The sequence below is a fragment of the Pseudomonas atacamensis genome, from assembly GCF_017167965.1.
Lineage (GTDB): Bacteria > Pseudomonadota > Gammaproteobacteria > Pseudomonadales > Pseudomonadaceae > Aquipseudomonas > Aquipseudomonas atacamensis.
Map to the genome: position 1 here is coordinate 13,867 of NZ_CP070504.1, position 16,053 is coordinate 29,919.

14 protein-coding genes are annotated in these 16,053 nt (G+C 60.6%); 12 read left to right on the forward strand and 2 right to left on the reverse strand.

Annotated features, from left to right (window positions below; genetic code table 11):
• Positions 1-108: 108 nt before the first annotated feature.
• From JWU58_RS26715 to JWU58_RS26730, 4 genes are all read left to right on the forward strand, one after another.
• Positions 109-333, forward strand: a complete 225-nt coding sequence (locus JWU58_RS26715) for a hypothetical protein (RefSeq protein WP_206422236.1) — start codon at positions 109-111, stop codon at positions 331-333.
• Positions 334-492: 159 nt separating this feature from the next.
• The gene (locus tag JWU58_RS26720) at positions 493-699 is read left to right on the forward strand and encodes a hypothetical protein (RefSeq protein WP_206422237.1); all 207 of its coding nucleotides are present in this window, start codon (positions 493-495) and stop codon (positions 697-699) included.
• Positions 700-711: 12 nt separating this feature from the next.
• Complete coding sequence (locus tag JWU58_RS26725) at positions 712-1,029, forward strand: hypothetical protein (RefSeq protein ID WP_206422238.1); 318 nt, start codon at positions 712-714, stop codon at positions 1,027-1,029.
• A gap of 124 nt (positions 1,030-1,153) precedes the next feature.
• Complete coding sequence (locus JWU58_RS26730) at positions 1,154-3,319, forward strand: defense against restriction DarA-related protein (protein WP_206422239.1); 2,166 nt, start codon at positions 1,154-1,156, stop codon at positions 3,317-3,319.
• A gap of 152 nt (positions 3,320-3,471) precedes the next feature.
• Here the strand turns inward: JWU58_RS26730 and JWU58_RS26735 are convergent, their stop codons facing one another.
• Positions 3,472-3,861: a hypothetical protein gene (locus JWU58_RS26735; RefSeq protein WP_206422240.1), complete on the reverse strand. Its 390-nt coding sequence runs from the start codon at positions 3,859-3,861 to the stop codon at positions 3,472-3,474.
• Positions 3,849-4,511 (reverse strand): division plane positioning ATPase MipZ, encoded by a 663-nt coding sequence (locus JWU58_RS26740; protein WP_192096925.1) that lies wholly within the window; start codon positions 4,509-4,511, stop codon positions 3,849-3,851. The genes JWU58_RS26735 and JWU58_RS26740 overlap by 13 nt, the downstream gene beginning before the upstream one ends.
• Positions 4,512-4,784: 273 nt before the next feature.
• Between JWU58_RS26740 and JWU58_RS26745 the strand changes: the two genes are divergently transcribed.
• The 8 genes from JWU58_RS26745 to JWU58_RS26780 all read left to right on the forward strand — a co-directional run bounded on the left by JWU58_RS26745 (position 4,785) and on the right by JWU58_RS26780 (position 16,053).
• Complete coding sequence (locus JWU58_RS26745; protein ID WP_206422241.1) at positions 4,785-5,267, forward strand: hypothetical protein; 483 nt, start codon at positions 4,785-4,787, stop codon at positions 5,265-5,267.
• A gap of 145 nt (positions 5,268-5,412) precedes the next feature.
• Positions 5,413-6,009: a hypothetical protein gene (locus JWU58_RS26750; protein WP_206422242.1), complete on the forward strand. Its 597-nt coding sequence runs from the start codon at positions 5,413-5,415 to the stop codon at positions 6,007-6,009.
• A gap of 54 nt (positions 6,010-6,063) precedes the next feature.
• Positions 6,064-8,388, forward strand: coding sequence for an LPD1 domain-containing protein (locus JWU58_RS26755; RefSeq protein WP_206422243.1), 2,325 nt, complete (start codon positions 6,064-6,066; stop codon positions 8,386-8,388).
• The gene (locus JWU58_RS26760) at positions 8,381-11,491 is read left to right on the forward strand and encodes a class I SAM-dependent methyltransferase (RefSeq protein WP_206422244.1); all 3,111 of its coding nucleotides are present in this window, start codon (positions 8,381-8,383) and stop codon (positions 11,489-11,491) included. Before JWU58_RS26755 ends, JWU58_RS26760 begins: the two co-directional genes overlap by 8 nt.
• Positions 11,492-11,592: 101 nt before the next feature.
• Positions 11,593-13,284 carry a hypothetical protein gene (locus JWU58_RS26765; RefSeq protein WP_206422245.1) on the forward strand — a complete coding sequence of 564 codons (1,692 nt, stop codon included), beginning with the start codon at positions 11,593-11,595 and terminating at the stop codon, positions 13,282-13,284.
• 9 nt (positions 13,285-13,293) lie between these two features.
• Entirely contained in the window at positions 13,294-14,052 is a 759-nt protein-coding gene (locus JWU58_RS26770) for a hypothetical protein (RefSeq protein WP_206422246.1), read from the forward strand.
• The gene (locus JWU58_RS26775) at positions 14,024-14,407 is read left to right on the forward strand and encodes a hypothetical protein (protein ID WP_206422247.1); all 384 of its coding nucleotides are present in this window, start codon (positions 14,024-14,026) and stop codon (positions 14,405-14,407) included. The genes JWU58_RS26770 and JWU58_RS26775 overlap by 29 nt, the downstream gene beginning before the upstream one ends.
• Positions 14,407-16,053 (forward strand): hypothetical protein, encoded by a 1,647-nt coding sequence (locus tag JWU58_RS26780; protein ID WP_206422248.1) that lies wholly within the window; start codon positions 14,407-14,409, stop codon positions 16,051-16,053. Before JWU58_RS26775 ends, JWU58_RS26780 begins: the two co-directional genes overlap by 1 nt.

Here is a 16,053-nt window from a genome sequence, read left to right on the forward strand (position 1 = left end):
GAATACATAAAAACAATAAATCGCTGTTCTGTGTATTTACATAAATACAACGGAATGATAATTTTCGTGTTGTCAAAGGTCTGACATTACGGCAAAGGATCACAAGCGATGAGTACGACCAAGCTTACGTTGAGTGGATTGAAGGTACCGGCGGCCATTTTCCTGGTATCAGCGTTCGTGGCGTTCGGTGTCGGGTTTACCGGCAAAGGGGATTACGAACAGGCGGTTGCCGATGCGGCGTTTTACTGCCAGATGGTGGATGAGAAAGCATGGCCGGCATTGCCTGACGATCATCCGTGTCCTGAATCAGCGCCGCACGTTGCAACCCTGTAGCGCTGAACCGGTAACAGCCCCGCTCACGCGGGGTTTTTTGTGCGCGGCTGTCATTGTGGAGACGATCGCGGTAGCGTCTAGGCGCTAAGATGCTCACTGCGCTATGATGTTTTACGCGCCTTTGTGCGCAACGCGACTATCTCCTGACTTAGGTTACATATGTCTGATTCCAAAAAAGCCGGCCGCCCACCCAAGAAGGTCGAGATTCAACGCTTTAACGCCCAGCTGGAGCAGCAGTTGAATCGCAAGCTCAAAATGCTCGCCGCCGATCGGAACAAAACCCCGTCGGACGTCCTGAATGACCTGATCCGGGCTCAGCCGTGGCCGAAAATTGAGCCAGAAGACGACGCCGCGGCAGACGAATAACGAAAAGAGGCAATGTTGCCTCTACAAGGCAACAGGCAAGATTGCCTCTTTTTGATTTGTGGGGAACCGATGGACAATCGAGAGCGTTTTCGGGAGTTGTTGAAGGCGAACGGTATCAAGCAGAAAGAGTGTCACGGCCTGATTTCCGCCGTGACCATGCGCCCCTGCGGTGCGCGCACTGTGCGATCGTGGCTAAACGATCCTGACAAGCCAAGCTCCTCGCCCTGCCCTGACTGGGCGGTGACGGCGCTGGAAAAGGCGATCCGCTACATGAAGCTGGCCGTCGAGCGTCGTCAGCAGGCCGCAGACAGCCTACCCGCCGCGGAATGAACAGATACACCCGAGAGGGCGCCAGACGGCGCCCTTTTTTGTGGGCGGCGTTTGAGCGGAAAGCCCCGCGGAATCGGGCTCTCTGGGGGCGCTATCGTGGCGCTTTCAACGGAGCGGTGAGCCAATGGCTGATTCCTTTTCGAACCTACAAGGCGCTGCCCATGCTGGCGCTTTCGGTGTGGGCAGCAATGCGCCCTCGCCCACCCCTGAACAGATCCGCGCCGGCAACTACGCCAAGGGCGCCACGCGCCTGCACGGCATGCCTGTGACGATCGAGACGCCCATGTTCCAGTCTCGGCGCGGCAAACAGGATGGCGTCCCATGGTCGGTTCTCTGTATGGCCCATTACGGCTACATCAACGGCACCAAGGGCGCCGACGGTGATGCGGTCGACGTGTTCGTTGGGCCCATGCCCGAGAGTCGCGCCGTGTTCGTGGTGAATCAGCAGAACAAGGACGGCGCCTTTGACGAACACAAAGTGCTGCTGGGCTTTGCCGACGAAGAGTCGGCGCGCACGGCGTACATCAACAGTTATGAGAGAGGTTGGACGGGGCTGGGCAGCCTGACCCCGTGCAGCATTCAGCAGTTCAAGTACTGGCTCAAGCACGGCGACCTGACCAAGGCGCTACAGCCAGGCGATTTAATCAGCAGTGAGGCAGTGAGCATGACGGACGTATTAGTGAGCTGGGATGCCCAGCGCCAGCCGGTGGGGGCCTCGCTGATGGACGTCCTCAACGACATTCGCCGGCAAGATCCGGAGGGGCTGTTGTTTGATAGCGCCACTCTGGCGGATATCAACGAATCGCTGCAGGGCGGCGAAATGCTCGATGCGATGGTTATCGAATTCAAGCAGTTCGAGCGTAAGGCTGGCCAGCTGCTCAAGGTGATGCAGAACGCCGCGCAAGGCGTGAAGCCTGTCGGCGTTGAAGTGACCAAGCCATTCAAGAACCGCGGCACCACGCAGGTGGCCATGCTGTTCACCATGGACGATGGCCAGACCGTTTCGGTGTTCTTCCACAACCCTGACAGCACGCCCGATCGGCTGACTGCCAGCGATGAGCTGGTGAGCTGGAAATGGGTGCAGAACAAGAAAGACGTAACCATTACGGTCGCTCCGGAGCGCGGTCAGGATCTGAACCCGCGGGAGGTGGCGCGCCGCATCATGGGGCTGATCCAGAAGAACAGCGCCAAGTTCCTCCAGGCGAACAGCAGCAAGGCCGAGCGTGACGCCAAGATCGAGGAGCTGAAAAAGGCCAACGATGCTAAAGCCGCTGAACTGGAGTCGCTGGATCAGCAAATCGTCGAGCTGACGGCAAAACTGGAGCAAAAGAAGGCGCAGGCCCTGCCCTCGCCATCGGTTGCGGAGCCAAACGCCTCCAGCGAGCCTACAGAGGCTCCGCTGAAATCTACTCCCGCCGAAGATGACAAGGATTTCGAGCGCTGGGAGGAAGACGTGATTTTTGCGATCGCAGCTATCACCGAAATGGATTTCAGCGGCGCGCGCGGTATGGCCAGCGACAAGGAAGAGCTTGTGCGTCAGCTTTACGCAGATCAGACGCCGCCGCAGAAAGCCGGTGAGGCGGTGGTGGCGGCCGCGGCCGCAGATCCTGAGCCTGAATTCACACCACCGCCCAAGCCAGGCCCGAATCAGTTCGTGACGCAAGCGCTGGCGCAGGCCGAGGAAACCAAACAGAAGATCATTGCCCTGGGCGGCGCTCCGCTGTCCGAAAGCGAGTTCATGGACAAGGTGAACGCGGGCGAACTGGCCGGCCGTAGCCTGACTGTCGTTCGGGCGAAACTGCAGGGCGATCAGTCCGACCTGGTGCTGGTGGAAGCGGGTCAGAAGGCGCCGAAGGCTATCGTCGGGCCGGGCGGGACGAAGCACCAGGCGCTGACGTACCTGCACCGTAGCATTGCGATCTGCGAGGGCATCATCGAAAGCGGCGGTATCGCCGACGTCACCAACTCGCGGGTCTATGGTGAAGAGCTGGAGGCTCAGTTAAAGTCGCTTGAGACGCAGCAGCCCCCTGCCCCACCGGCAGCGCCTGTGCCTGAACCGGTCACCGCGGAACCGCCGCTACCTGATGAGGATGAAAAGTTGCAGCAAGCCAAAGCCTACCTGGACACGCTCATTGCCGGCGCCGAGAACATCGGGACGCCCGCCGAAGTACTTGTAGAGCTGGAACGGATCTACGCGGGCTGGGGTGAAGGCGAGTTGAAAGACTTGTTCGCCGAGGCATCCGACGCTTACCGTGACTACGCATTGAAGGCCACCGCTGGCGCTTTCTGATCGGCAATGAAAAGCCCCGGGCGCTTGTGCGACCCGGGGCTTTTTTGTACGTGTTGCGCAAGCGGTGGCGCTTGTGTGTGTGGCGCAACAGCCACAAGGGGTATAACGCGAGCAACTGCTTTAAGTTGTGTGCATTACATCACTTGCGCAACTTACTCGCCTTGTTGATCTTGTTCGTCAGGATCAGCCCCGGAAACCTTGGCCAGCAGCTCGATCGCTGCCTTTTTTTCCATGGACTCAAGGGCGAGAAGTCCCGCCCGCACAACGTCGCTACGGGTCACCTTGAAGGTGCGCGGGTACAGCTCAAGCTTGTCGATTTGCTTGATGCTTTTGGCGTCCAAAGAGAAGTTGGTGCGAACAAATTTTGGCCCTGTGCCCTTCTTCTTTTTGGTAAGCGCCGGCTCTGGCGTGCGCGGTTCCGCTGGCGCTGACCTTACCGGCGCCGAACCGATAAAGGCTGCGGCCGCTTCATCGTTGGACTTGCTGGCCAACTCGTTCCGAGTGTCAGCATCTGCCCTTGTTAAGCCTTTCAGGCCCGCCATTTTCGATCCCCCCAAAGTTCTGCTGCGATGGCGTTGATTTCTTCAATCGCCTTTTCGTCGTCACTCTCAAGCACGCTGAGGCCGTTTTCGTCGGCATCGTCGTACACGTTACGCGCCATGGTAACGGCGTTGAGAGTGGTAAGGCCAAAGTCGGCACATGCGGCCTTGGCGTCGAAGATGCGCTGCACCTGGCTCGGTAGTGACGGGCATTGCGTGATGATCGCCCGCACCTGCAGGTCTGGGTTGACCGAGGTGGCCAGCTTCACCAGTTCGGCAACGTCAGGCAGCGTTTTGAGGTCGCGGCGCTTGGGGCGGAACGGAATAAGCATCACGTCGGCTACGGTCATCGCCGATCGCAGCGATTCAGAGTCGAAACCGCCCGTGTCGACGACGATGTGGTCATAGCGCTTGGCGGCTTCTTTCAACCATTCGCGGATATTGCCCTGAACGGTGAAGCGCGGAATAACGCGACCTGGTGCCGATTGAGAAAGGTTGTTTTCCCGTTCCGCCGCCCAGAGGTAGCTGGTGCGTTGTGGGTCAGCGTCCACCAGGGCGACGTCGCCTCCTTGATGGTTTACCCATACCGTCAGGTTTTCACAAAGACAGCTTTTGCCGACACCGCCCTTTGGCCCGCCCAGTACAAAGATCATAAATTCCCCCTCGGAAATGTTCCTGCTCGCCAAGTTATTCGGATTGCGCCAGTTACGCAATGCCTGTCATTTGCGCACGTTGCGCCGCTTATTCAAGTTACGCACGGTGTTCGCCGTGTGCAAGCTACACAATACGCATAAGTGATGTAACAAGCGTCACTTGCGTAACTTGCGCAAGTTATGCAATCTATAGGGGCTGCTTAAAGCCACGGAGCTACAAGGCTTGCGCAGTGATGTGCGATTAGGGAAATCAATCTCAGCCAGAGAAAAATCATGTCGAACGGAAATCCATTTGCCCCACGTTTCGAAACAAAACAATGCGCTCGCTGCAAGGGCACAGGCCGCGTAACCATTAATGACACAGCGTCATTCAAATGCCATCCATGCTCTGGAAGCGGCCAGCAGCTGACCCGCCGCGGCAAGGCTGCACGCGATTACATGCGCGATCGGCTCATACGTCCCGCGGCCGAAATCAAGCTGGGGGATATGGTGTGGTTCCCCGTGGGTAGTGTGAAAGCGAGCGCGCCCGTCCTGCAGATCGAAACGACCGACACCGGGCGGATCCGCTTGCATGGTGTGCGCCGAAAGACCAATGAGCCCATCACCTACAGTCTCGCTCCGGCCGGCAAGGTTGAAATGGCATACACCTGCACAGAGCTGGAGGTGATCCGCGATGAGGTTGAGCAATATCAGGCATCACTGACCAAATCCGGCGCCGTGACCAAGCGGCCGCATCAGGCGAGACAAGCAGCCTGACCCATCGAGGCCCGCCCAGTGCGGGCCTTTCTTATTGGGCTGGCGCCAATCCGGCGCAAAGGCGGCCCCAAGACGCCCCCGGCAGCTGAGAAACAATGCAGGTCAGCGCCATGGGGCGCGTATCAATGACTTTTTGGAGCGCGGTATGTGTGAGCCGGTAGAGGTGCGTGGTGGTGATGAAGTGGTGCGGGATCTGCTGGTGCTTGACCGTCAGGTGCAAGAGGCGCGCAAAGTGCTGGTGATCGACGGTGAGAAGCGGCCCCAGCTACTGGCTGAGTTGAACCGTAGCCTTGAAGGCTTGGGTCTGCAGTGCGTTGCGATCGGGGAGGGGGCCACGATTCCAACCCCCGCCGACGGTGCGTGTCTGGGAGTCGCCGCGTGCAAGAGTTTTGCGGATATCGAGCTGCTGCCGGTGATTGAGCTGCCAGTAGTGATCGAGGAGCTGCCCAGCGCCGCGCCGCCGGCAGCGATTGAGCCCGTCAAGCCCTGCGAAAAGCCGGATATGACCAAGCCGATCAACTGGAAGCGAGGCGACGTCTTCACCGAGAACCCTCGATTTACGTTGGTTCATCAGCGCCGTGAGTGGGTGTTGAATACGCTGGACGTCGCAGACCACGAATCACTGCGCGGCGTAGACGTCGAGATTCAGGCGGCCGGTACCGACGACAGCGAGCTGATGACCATTCAACAGTTCATGGCCGGCTACGTGTTCGTGCGGCGCCCGCAAAGCACCGCCGAATAAGCCGTTTTCGAGGCTTCAAAATGTGGGCTTGCTTACCATTGCAGGCCCATAGACATGGCACTTACCCCCATCGAGACAGCCCGGCTCAGCGCCAGGCTTCTACAGCTCCGCGAGCAGCTGCAAAGCGGCACGCTGCACAACATTCAAGCCGTCCGCGCCACCACTGAGGCGTTGGATATCTACGCCAAGCTGGGCGGGGACACCGCTGGGGCGCCGGCAACCCAAAACGATGCCCAAGCGGCCGACCTCGATGCCCCAGACGACGGGCTGAGCGATGACCCGAACAGCGAGAACTATCGCTACAAGGACACCGGCTACATTTCCGGAAGCCGCAAGGAGCAGGCCGCCAACACGATCAAGCTGGCGCGCGAGTCCGGGCAGATGCTGCGTTCGTCCGATATCGACTTCAAAGCGGTCGAAGAGAACCCGCGCCAAGCGCGCGAGTTGATCAAAAAGTCCAACTTGTTCGGCCAGGTGGATTGGGCAGACCTCAAAACCGCAGGCATGCCGCCCGAGGTGGGCTACCTCATTGACCGTGTGTACGCCTCGATCGCGCCAATGCCGGCAGAGGACACCCCGCAGTCGCGCAAAAGCTACGCGCTGGGCATCGAAACCATCCGCACGCGCCTGGAGGGCGCCAAGTCCGTCGAGGAAGTCACCAGCGTTATCACTGAAATCAGTGATGAGCTGACCGGCGTGCGCCTGAACTCCGAAGAGTCTGGACGCTTTGCCGATATCGGCACTCAATTGCGTGAGCTGGCCGCGCGGGCGCAGGTGATCGACAAGGCCAAGGATGCGCTCTATCAGGCGTCCAATGCGGCCCAGAGCGCGCTGTGGAAGGCGCAGCACGATTTCGAAAACAGGCTAAAGCGTGGCTGGAAGGTCGAATCCAAGCATGAAGAAACAGTAGCCGAGGCCAAGGCGCTCGCAGCCAGCACCAGCAAAGCGTGGGCTGATGAGCTGGCTGCCACCAAAGAGGAACGCGAGTCCATTCGTGCGCAGCGCGTGGCGCTGGCTGGCGAGCAGCGGACAATCACCGACGTGGCCCGGGCGCGGAATCAGAAGAGCCCCGAGGCGCAAGCGTGGATGTCCCTGGGCGAACGGTTCATCAAGGCGACCATGTACCGCAAGCTGCGCGGCTCCGACACCTTTGCCGGCCATGTGGCCAACGCGCGTGCCGGCGAGCCGAAGACGTGGGATTGGGCGGAAAAGGAGAAGGCGCCGCCCGTGAAGCGCGCCAGTCAGCGGCGCATCACCTTCGCGCTCAAGGTGGTTGAGAACTTCGAACGAAAGGGCGGCCGGCCGGTGGCGATCGCGTCCACGGCGGATCTGGAGCGTCTGTGTAACTTCCGCGCAGTGCAGTCCGGCAACTGGGTACTTGAAGACTTCGCCAGCGCCAAATGGCATGTGGAGCAGAGCGCGGGCGCCATGATGGACATGGCCGACATGCTGGGGATCGACGAAAGCGTTCTCGGCTTCGGTGGCCGGCTGTCTGTGGCGTTTGGCGCCCGGGGCGTGGGCGGTAAGGGCGCAGCCCGGGCCCACTACGAGCCGATCGAGCGCGCAATCAACATTACCAAGATGAACGGCGGCGGCAGTTTCGGCCATGAGGTGTATCACGCCCTCGACAACATCCTGCCAAGCCTGCTGCGCGGCGCTGAGGGGGCGAAGGACGAATGGGCCAGCCATACCCCTGAGCTGATGCCAGAGGGCGCTATCCGCACGGCGTTCGCCAAGCTCAAGCTTGCGCTAACCAGCGGTACCGAGCGACTGACCGAGACCATCAAGCTCGCGCCGAACAGCCGCGAGACAGCCATTTACAACCTGGACGGCGCGCGCGTGCTGCGCGGTGTGGCGTTGGCGGTCAAGCAAGCCGGCAATCTCGACGACGCGGTGCTGGCGGTCGACAAGGCGTTTCAGGGCCAGACCCTGCCGCGCTCACTCAAGCAGAAAAAGCAGTGGCGCCAGATTGCCGCGGCGTACTACTCCCCAGAGGGCGCTACCGAGGCCGTGGCCAAGTCCGGCACCACCGTTTCGAACTTCTACCTGGAAGCGCAGAAGCTGGACGATGGCAAGACGGGTAAGTACTGGTCGGAATTCCACGAAATGGCCGCCCGGGCGTTCCAGAGCTATCTGGAGGACAAGTTGGCCGAGAGCGGCCGCCAGAACGACTACCTGAGCTGTCTGGCCGACAACAAATATCACTACCTGCCTGAGCTGGGCACGCCGTTTAAACCGTATCCGGAAGGGGAGGAGCGCGCCCACATCAACAAAGCGTTTGACCAGGTGTTCAAGACCCTGCGCGAAGAGAAAGCGTTTGAGAACGCAATGAACAATACCGCACTGTTGGATTCCATTTTTGGGGTGTTCCATGACTGATTTGTCAGCGGGGAACTTGCTTTCCCCGATCGAGCGCGCACGTTTCAGTGCCGAGCTGCTGCAGGTGCGTGAGCAGCTGAGCGCCGGCACACTCAATCCTATTGACCAGGTACGCGCCAGCGCGCGCGGCCTGGAGTTGCGAGCCATGCTTGGCGCCCCTGTGGCCACACCAGAAGCCGCGCCGCCGGCTGATCCGCTATTGACTGAGCTGGAGGCCGCCAAGGCTGACGTGGCGCAATATGAGCGGCTTATCAACGCGGGCGCCATGACGCCGAAGGTGCTGGCTGCGCTCGATCGGGACATGGCGGCCCGTACCGCCATCGCCGACCGCGAAAAGGCGCAGGCCATCGAAGCGGCGCTGTTGCGTCGGATCGGCGTGGCCAACAACAAACCGCACATCATCAGCGCCGTCGACGCGCTTACTCCAGCTGGCGCCATCAAGTCGTCAGCCAAAGACAGCAAAGCAGACTCGGCGATCTGGTACTACCAGGGCGACATTCAGCGCCTGGCGTTCACGGCGTCGGTCACGATCAACGGTGAGAAGGATCCCGGCGCCGATCGTGCGGCCGCCATGGTTGAGCGCTTACAGGCCGCCAAGGCTCAAGGGTACGTGCGGCGCAGTTATCGTGCCGGCAGCCTCGGAACGGTGTGGGTGCTGGCGACTGCCGACGGGAAAGGCTTTCTGACCCGGGCGGGCTTTGATGAGCTGACCAACCCTATTTTCGCCCGGCCGGACATGCCTGAGAGCGCACCTGGTTACGAGAACATGGTGGCGCAACAGACGGCGCTGGCCACGGCTTTCATCAGTTGGCTGGACACGTTGAGCTATGAACACCGGCACAACCAAGCCGTGGTATCCCGCAAGATCGGCACTACGCCGATCGGCCAATGGGTGCGAATGGAAAAAGACCTGCTGGGGCTCACGCTCAAGTACTTGGGCGCGGATCGCAAAACAGGGGTGCGCATCACCGGGACAGACTTTGACGATCTGATCGTTAAAGCGCGTGAAATCGCGGTGATGCCGGAAGTTGTTGAGGCCCCGCAAACCGGCATGACGGCGAAGGGCAATCCGATCATCGACGAAGCTGTGCTGCTGGGCGTCGGCCTGCTCTACCGCTGGGGCGAGCAGTGGAAATACAAGTACTCCGCTGAGGCCGCCAGCTACTTCACCGCGCCGAGCAAAACCGACGCCATCGAGCGCGCCAGTGATACCTACGCCACCGCCAAGCCGGGCACTGTCCTGACCCGTGCTGAGCGTGATGCCAAGGCCGACGCCGAAGAAACCGAGCAGATGCGGCGCCAGTACGGACACTTGGCGCTGCAGGAGCTGCGCAACCTGTACGAACGGATGGGCGGCGATATCGTCAGCCTGCAAGCCGCTGGAAAGAACGAGCTAAGTGGTGATGGGCGGCGCACGTCGGCCGCGGTGGCCAACGAGGGAGCCCGGGAAACGGCAACCGAGCGCATGCGGCTGGGGCGTTACATCGTCATCCGTGAGGCAGAGGAGGCCGCTACGCCGCCAGCGCCAGTACCAGCAGCTGAGCCGCACCAGCCGATAACTGAAGAGTCTGCAGCCCCGGCACCCACTCAGCAGCCGGAAATCATTGAATACACCACCAAGCGCGAAAAGGTGCTGCGCGGAATCATCCGCACCGACCTTTCGCTGGCCGAAGCCAAGGCAATCGATCCGTACACCTGGAAGATGAACGGCGGCTATTTCATTCGCGAAAAGTACCTGAGCGAGGAGACGGCGCACATTCCGGCCGCGGCCGCGCCTGTGGTGCTGTCAGCCGAGCAGCAGGCAGAACGGCAAGCCACCGCAGAGCGTCAGGCCGAAGAGCGCCGCCTACAGGCGCTGGCGAGCCAGGTGCAAAAGCTGCGCACGGTCGCCGACAAAGCAGTGTCCAGTGGTGAGGCTGGCATGAGCGCCGATCGCAACACGAACACCGCCAGGCGCGCCGGCATGGCCGCCAGCGCCATCGAAAAGGCGTCTCAAGACAAGGCCGCGGGCGACACGTTGAACAACATCGCCGACGCAATTGAGGTTGGCGCCGCCGGCATGCTGGCGAACCTGACCAGTCGGGCCCAGCTCGATCAGCTGCAAAGCTCGATGCGCCAGGCGCAATACGAGACGGACAGACACCTGACCTACGGTGAGCAACAATCGCGCAAAGGCCGGCCATTCGATGAGAACGACATTAAAAACCTGTCGTTCCCGCAGCCGGTGGCCTGGTCGAACCGCTACAAAAATGCAGCGCTGACCATCGCCAAGAAGGCGCCGACGGGCAATAGCCGATTGATCGCCGCACTGACCAAAATCGGGGGAGGGCCTGAGCGCATCACCTTGAATGACGATACGGCCGCTATCACGCGCAAAGCCGCCGCAGTGCTGAAAACTGTGGGCGAAAGCTGGGACTTGAAGGATCCGATGGAAAGCCTGGCGCGCGCCGAACGACTGGCGCGCATGGGTGTGACAAACACCGTAACGCTGCAGGAGGCAGTACGGGAGCTGTTGCCGCACCTCGCTGAGCGCGTGCAAGAGGATCCAGTGAAAAAGGCTGAGCGGGCAATCATCGGCCAGAAGGTCGGCATCGACTTCTTTCCAACGCCTGCCCACGTCGCGCAGCGCATGGCGCGGATGGCGCACATCACCAAGGACACTCGAGTACTTGAGCCGAGCGCCGGCAACGGCAATCTGGCGGATGCCGCGAAGGCTGACGGCGGTGTGGTCGACGTGATCGAGATTTCCAGCCAGCTGCGCGACATTCTCACGGCCAAGGGATACAACGTGGTGGCCACCGACTTCGATGCCTTCACGCCTGATCAGCCCTATGAGGCTATTTTGATGAACCCACCGTTCAGCAAACGTCAGGACGCCGCGCACATCATGCGCGCCTACACCATGCTGGCCGGAGGCGGGCGCCTGGTAGCGATCGCAGGGGAGGGCGTGTTTTTCGGCCAGGATCAAAAAGCAGTCGAGTTCCGCGAATGGCTTGGCACTCACGGCGCCGAAGTCGAAACCTTGGAAGGTGGCACTTTCAAGGACAACTCTTTGCTGGCGCAAACCAGCGCAAACGCCCGCCTGATCGTCATTTCCAAGTAAGCAAAAACCACGCAAACCCCCGCCAAAACGGGGGTTTTTTCGGCCTTACCATCATTTCTGACAAATACGGGCGCAGCCCAAAATCAGAGATGAGGTTTCAAATGGCTAAACATATTTACGCGCCCGGCAGCGGCTTGGAAGATACGGAAAGCAAGGTCTACAGCCTGATCGGTGCTGCTCGCGGCACTGGTGGCGGCATGCTGGACAGCGCCAGCGCCGACGCAAAGGACGTAATCAAGCAATCGGTAGCGAAGTCGTCTGAGCTGCTGCCTGCCCGTATGGTAGCGCTGCTCGATCGTATCGATGGTGACGCCAGCAAAGGCGTGGCCATTTCGAGCATGCTGGACGGTATCGCCCGTTTCGAGGCACGCAACGGCTTTGTGCCGTCTGCCGACTTGATCGACGCGGTTATCTCTCAAGCCGAAAACATCGCCGACGGTTCCAGCACTCAGGTTCTGCCGCACGGCTACACGCTGGACAGCATCAGTAGCAACAACGCCTCGGCAACCCTCTCGCACCAGCCGAACCGCATCGCCCTGGCCATCACTGGTGGTTTCTCCGAAGCCATCCCGTTCGGCGCTTACCTGCCGGGCGACCTCAAGTCGAACGAATCCAAGCTGGCGATCATCACCGCGGTAGCGGGTTCCAGCTTCGGCGCCTACAAAGAAGGCGATTTGCTCGACGGCGTGGCGGGCGGCCAGACCTACACCCGCTCCGAGCGTATCGTCGACGTGACCGTTGCAGGCGACCGCTTGGGTGGCACCTTCAAGGTTACCGCTCAGATCGGCGGCGCGGGTGCCGCGGTACCGCTGTTGCGTAACCGTACCAGCATCATGGTCGACGGTTTTACTGTCGGTCGCGAGCAGACTGATGACAGCGGTACGCCTACCTCCCTGATTTCTGGCCAGTTCAAGGTCGGCGCAACCGGTTACGTCATCAACGGTAGTGTCAACATCGATACCGGTGAGGGCACTCTGACCTTCAACCCTGCACTGCCTGCTGGTGTTGTGGTGGAGGCGCAAGCATTCATCAACTTCGAGAAGAAGCCGGATCTGATCCCTGCGATCAACACCACCGCTCGCAGCTTCTCGCTGTACTGCTCGCCAAGCCGTGTGCTGATGCAAATCACCCCGGACAGTCGCACCCAGACTCAGGCAGAGCTGGGCGCTGATGCCCTGACCATCGCGACGCAAGCAGGGCGTACCCAAACCGCCAACGAGCGCTACATCGACTCGCTGCGTAAGGCGAAGCGTATGGCCAAGCGCACCAAACGCACTTTCGATTTCGACGCCGAACGTCAGCTGGTCGAGAAAACCCGCTCCATGATCTGGCGCGACTTCGGTTCGTTCGTGGGCGCGGTCGACCAAGAGGTGGCCAACACCACCATGGAATACGGCCTGTCCTTCATGTACGTGGGCGCGATCGGCGCGTCTCAGTTCCAGGCAATGGACAGCACCGATTTCGTGTCGTCCGGCATCACTGCGCGTCCTGGCATCTTCCGTATCGGCCGCTACAAGGGCAAATACGACGTTTACTACAGCCCTTACGTCGTCGAAGAAACCGAAACCGATATCGAAATTCTGTGTATCGGTCGCTCGCCGCAGGTTGCCCGTAACCCAATCGTGTTCTCGGATGCGGTACCGCAGACTCTGATTCCTCTGGCTGTGGGCAAAGACCTGTTGTCTGGTGCGGCGCTCTTCAGTCGCGGCCTGACTGAGGTGAACCCGCACCTGCCGTCGGCGCTGGGCGTTGCGCTGATCATCGTCAAAAACGTTTACGCGCTGTCCGCGTAAGGGGGCTCCATGGCTGCGAAAAGTACGAAAGCGAAGGCCGCGGCTACCACCGCGCCCACCGCCAAGGCTACAGACGCAGCACCTGGGCCAGCTCTGGAAGAAGGCGCTTCGGCGTCGGCTTCCGGGGCTTCGGCCGTGGCGCCGACTGGCGCCGCACCAGGTGCTGATGGTTCCGATGGTGCTACCGGTGATTCTCCCCCAGCCGGCGCCCCTGATGACGCAGGCAATGCTGACGGCGATAACACCGCTACGGGTGATGCTACCGATAGCCTTGCTGGAGGCGTGAAGGGTGACGGCAACGTCGACACCTCAGCGCCTGCCAACGGGCCGCCGGCTGATGCTGACGCGCTGGCCACCGCCGCCGCTGAAAGCACCGCTGCTGCGTTCGAGGCGTCGGCCCAGAACCTGAGCGGGCAGGATGTTGAAGGTGCGGCCGCGGCAACGATGGCGGCCCTGCTCGATGCTCAAACCACGCAAACCGAAGACGAATCGGCCCTCGCCGAGCCTGTAGCTTTGAACGTGTGGGGATTGCCCGAAATCACGGACTTTCCCGCCCTGCTAACCCTGAGCAACAACACCGCGAGCCGCTTTAGTGTGAAGTCTGTGAATCGCTCGATTCAGCCACACGAAAGCATCACGGCCGAGTTCGACTGGGAGCAGTACGAAAACCTCAAGCGATCCTTGGCCGGGCCAGCTCGCTTGGATAAGTGGGACAGCCTTTACGGCGTACAGGTGAAACATGAGCCAGACCAAAGCAGTAACGATTAACCGCGCCGCCGGCAAAGCGCCCCGCGAACTCGCAGATGCGATCGTCGCCGGCCAAAAAACCTACCCGTTCAACGTGACCGTATCGCACCAGGGCAACTTCCCGCTGGTGGTTCCGTCCACTGGCCTCAGCACCGAACTGGCGCCCCGCGAAGAGGCAACCGTCAAGGTCAAAAGCTACGAGCAGGCGTGGCTTCTGGTGACCGATTTCGCCGAGTTCGCCGACCGTGCCGGCAATGACAGCGAGGAATTCGCGACGATCGTGCCTGCACTTGTTGAACAAGAAACCCCGGTCGAGCCCAAAAAGGCCGAGAAGCCCGGCAAAGCCACGACTCAACCTGTTGAAGGGGGCGAGTAATGACCATTCCATTTGACCGCGTGGTTGGCAAGCGATCGGGCGTGCAGCTCAATCGCATCGACGATCAATCCGAAGTTCCAAGCATCAGCACCGTGGCGCACAACATGGCCATTGTCGGTCGCTTCCCGCGCGGACGCATCGACAAGGCTTTCGGCGTCGGCAAGGGCAAGCAGAAACGCGTTCTGGGCGCTGCTCAGTCGCTGTCCGTGTCCAAGTTGGCCGAACCGCAGGTGCACATCTACGAAGCACTCAAGAAGGGCACCGTCCAGGCTGTTGCATCGCGCCTGGTGGCGTCTGACGCCAAAAACAAGTTGATGGTGGCCAAGGCCTCGGTACCCGCTGGCGAGCCAGCTGTAACCCCGGCGGTGTGGTCGCTGGTGGACGAAGAGGTTGGCGCCAGTGGCGATTACCTGCTCGCCCTCAAGCATCTGGAATGTTTCTCTGACGGTGTGATCGCCGAAATCCATGCCAATCCTGCAAAGGACGCATTGGGCGTAGCGGTACCGTCGAAGGAAGTCGTTATCCAGCTGCGTGACGTGACCACCAACGCGCTGGTGCTGGGTCCATTCACGGGCTCGCTCGATCGTGAGGCCCTGGACGAGTTCAACCAGTCCTATTTCATCGGCGATATCGTGGCGCAGTACACCGACGTGCTGGAAGTGGTCGACGTGGCCGATGATGCAGTGGTGCCGGTCAACTGCGTGTTCTACGGCAAGAAGGACAGCAAGGACGTGTTCGCGTCCACCAAACTGGACTACTTCACCGAAGGCAGCACCCTGTACACCACTGACGATATGGACGCTGCGATCAACCGCATCAAGCGCGCCAAGCCGTCGTTTACCTACATCTGTGCCGGCGGTACCGAAAACGTCGCTTTGATTTCGCGTCTGCTGGGCCTGGGCGACGACATCAACAAGCAAGTGGCTTGGGACATCCCGGGACGCTTCACGCCGCAGGCGGCCGCGACCTTCTACGCCTCTGTGGGCGGGGCAACCGACAGCCTGTACAGCCAGTGCTATTGGGCGCCGATCATCGCCAACAATCCGGCCGCGGGCGGCAAGGCCTACATGGGCACCTCTGGCCAGAACATCGGCTATCGCTGCGCCCGTAACGCCGTAACCAACGCCAAAGGCATCGCCAAGCGCAACGAAGTGATCGCCGGCAGTGAATACGCGGTCGATCGCGTGAACATGACGCAGACCTATGAGCCGGACGCCGACGAACTGGAATTGCTGGCGGCTTCGCGCATCAACCCGGTGATCTTTGTCGATTATCCGAGCGGCCCGAAATACGCATGGTACGACTCCCTCACGGGTGCCCAGACCGAAGGCGCGTCGAAGTTGATCGGCGTGGTTGAAATGGCCACTTACGTGGACGACACCATTGCGGCCGTCGCCCAAGAGTCCTTGCAGCTGCCGATGCACAAGGCGATCGACAAAACCACCAAGTTCCTCGGCAATTTCCTTCCGGCCCTGCAGTCGGCTGGCTGGTTGCAGCCAAGCGCGGAACTGGACGGCGCTTGCTACAACGCCGAGGTCAAGGCCAACGAAAATCAGCCTTTCGAGAAGATGAACGTAGGCACTTTCATCTGCTACGACGGCACCAACCGCGTAACCGAAGCGCAACAAACAATCGTTCGGGTTTAA

Excerpts from the sequence above, each read along its gene's own strand:
- JWU58_RS26780 (WP_206422248.1), top strand. The coding sequence starts at position 14,407 with ATGACCATTCCATTTGACCGCGTGGTTGGCAAGCGATCGGGCGTGCAG.
- JWU58_RS26765 (WP_206422245.1), top strand. The coding sequence starts at position 11,593 with ATGGCTAAACATATTTACGCGCCCGGCAGCGGCTTGGAAGATACGGAA.
- JWU58_RS26770 (WP_206422246.1), top strand. The coding sequence starts at position 13,294 with ATGGCTGCGAAAAGTACGAAAGCGAAGGCCGCGGCTACCACCGCGCCC.
- JWU58_RS26730 (WP_206422239.1), top strand. The coding sequence starts at position 1,154 with ATGGCTGATTCCTTTTCGAACCTACAAGGCGCTGCCCATGCTGGCGCT.
- JWU58_RS26715 (WP_206422236.1), top strand. The coding sequence starts at position 109 with ATGAGTACGACCAAGCTTACGTTGAGTGGATTGAAGGTACCGGCGGCC.
- JWU58_RS26740 (WP_192096925.1), bottom strand. The coding sequence starts at position 4,511 with ATGATCTTTGTACTGGGCGGGCCAAAGGGCGGTGTCGGCAAAAGCTGT.
- JWU58_RS26745 (WP_206422241.1), top strand. The coding sequence starts at position 4,785 with ATGTCGAACGGAAATCCATTTGCCCCACGTTTCGAAACAAAACAATGC.
- JWU58_RS26750 (WP_206422242.1), top strand. The coding sequence starts at position 5,413 with ATGTGTGAGCCGGTAGAGGTGCGTGGTGGTGATGAAGTGGTGCGGGAT.
- JWU58_RS26760 (WP_206422244.1), top strand. The coding sequence starts at position 8,381 with ATGACTGATTTGTCAGCGGGGAACTTGCTTTCCCCGATCGAGCGCGCA.
- JWU58_RS26720 (WP_206422237.1), top strand. The coding sequence starts at position 493 with ATGTCTGATTCCAAAAAAGCCGGCCGCCCACCCAAGAAGGTCGAGATT.
- JWU58_RS26775 (WP_206422247.1), top strand. The coding sequence starts at position 14,024 with ATGAGCCAGACCAAAGCAGTAACGATTAACCGCGCCGCCGGCAAAGCG.
- JWU58_RS26755 (WP_206422243.1), top strand. The coding sequence starts at position 6,064 with ATGGCACTTACCCCCATCGAGACAGCCCGGCTCAGCGCCAGGCTTCTA.
- JWU58_RS26735 (WP_206422240.1), bottom strand. The coding sequence starts at position 3,861 with ATGGCGGGCCTGAAAGGCTTAACAAGGGCAGATGCTGACACTCGGAAC.
- JWU58_RS26725 (WP_206422238.1), top strand. The coding sequence starts at position 712 with ATGTTGCCTCTACAAGGCAACAGGCAAGATTGCCTCTTTTTGATTTGT.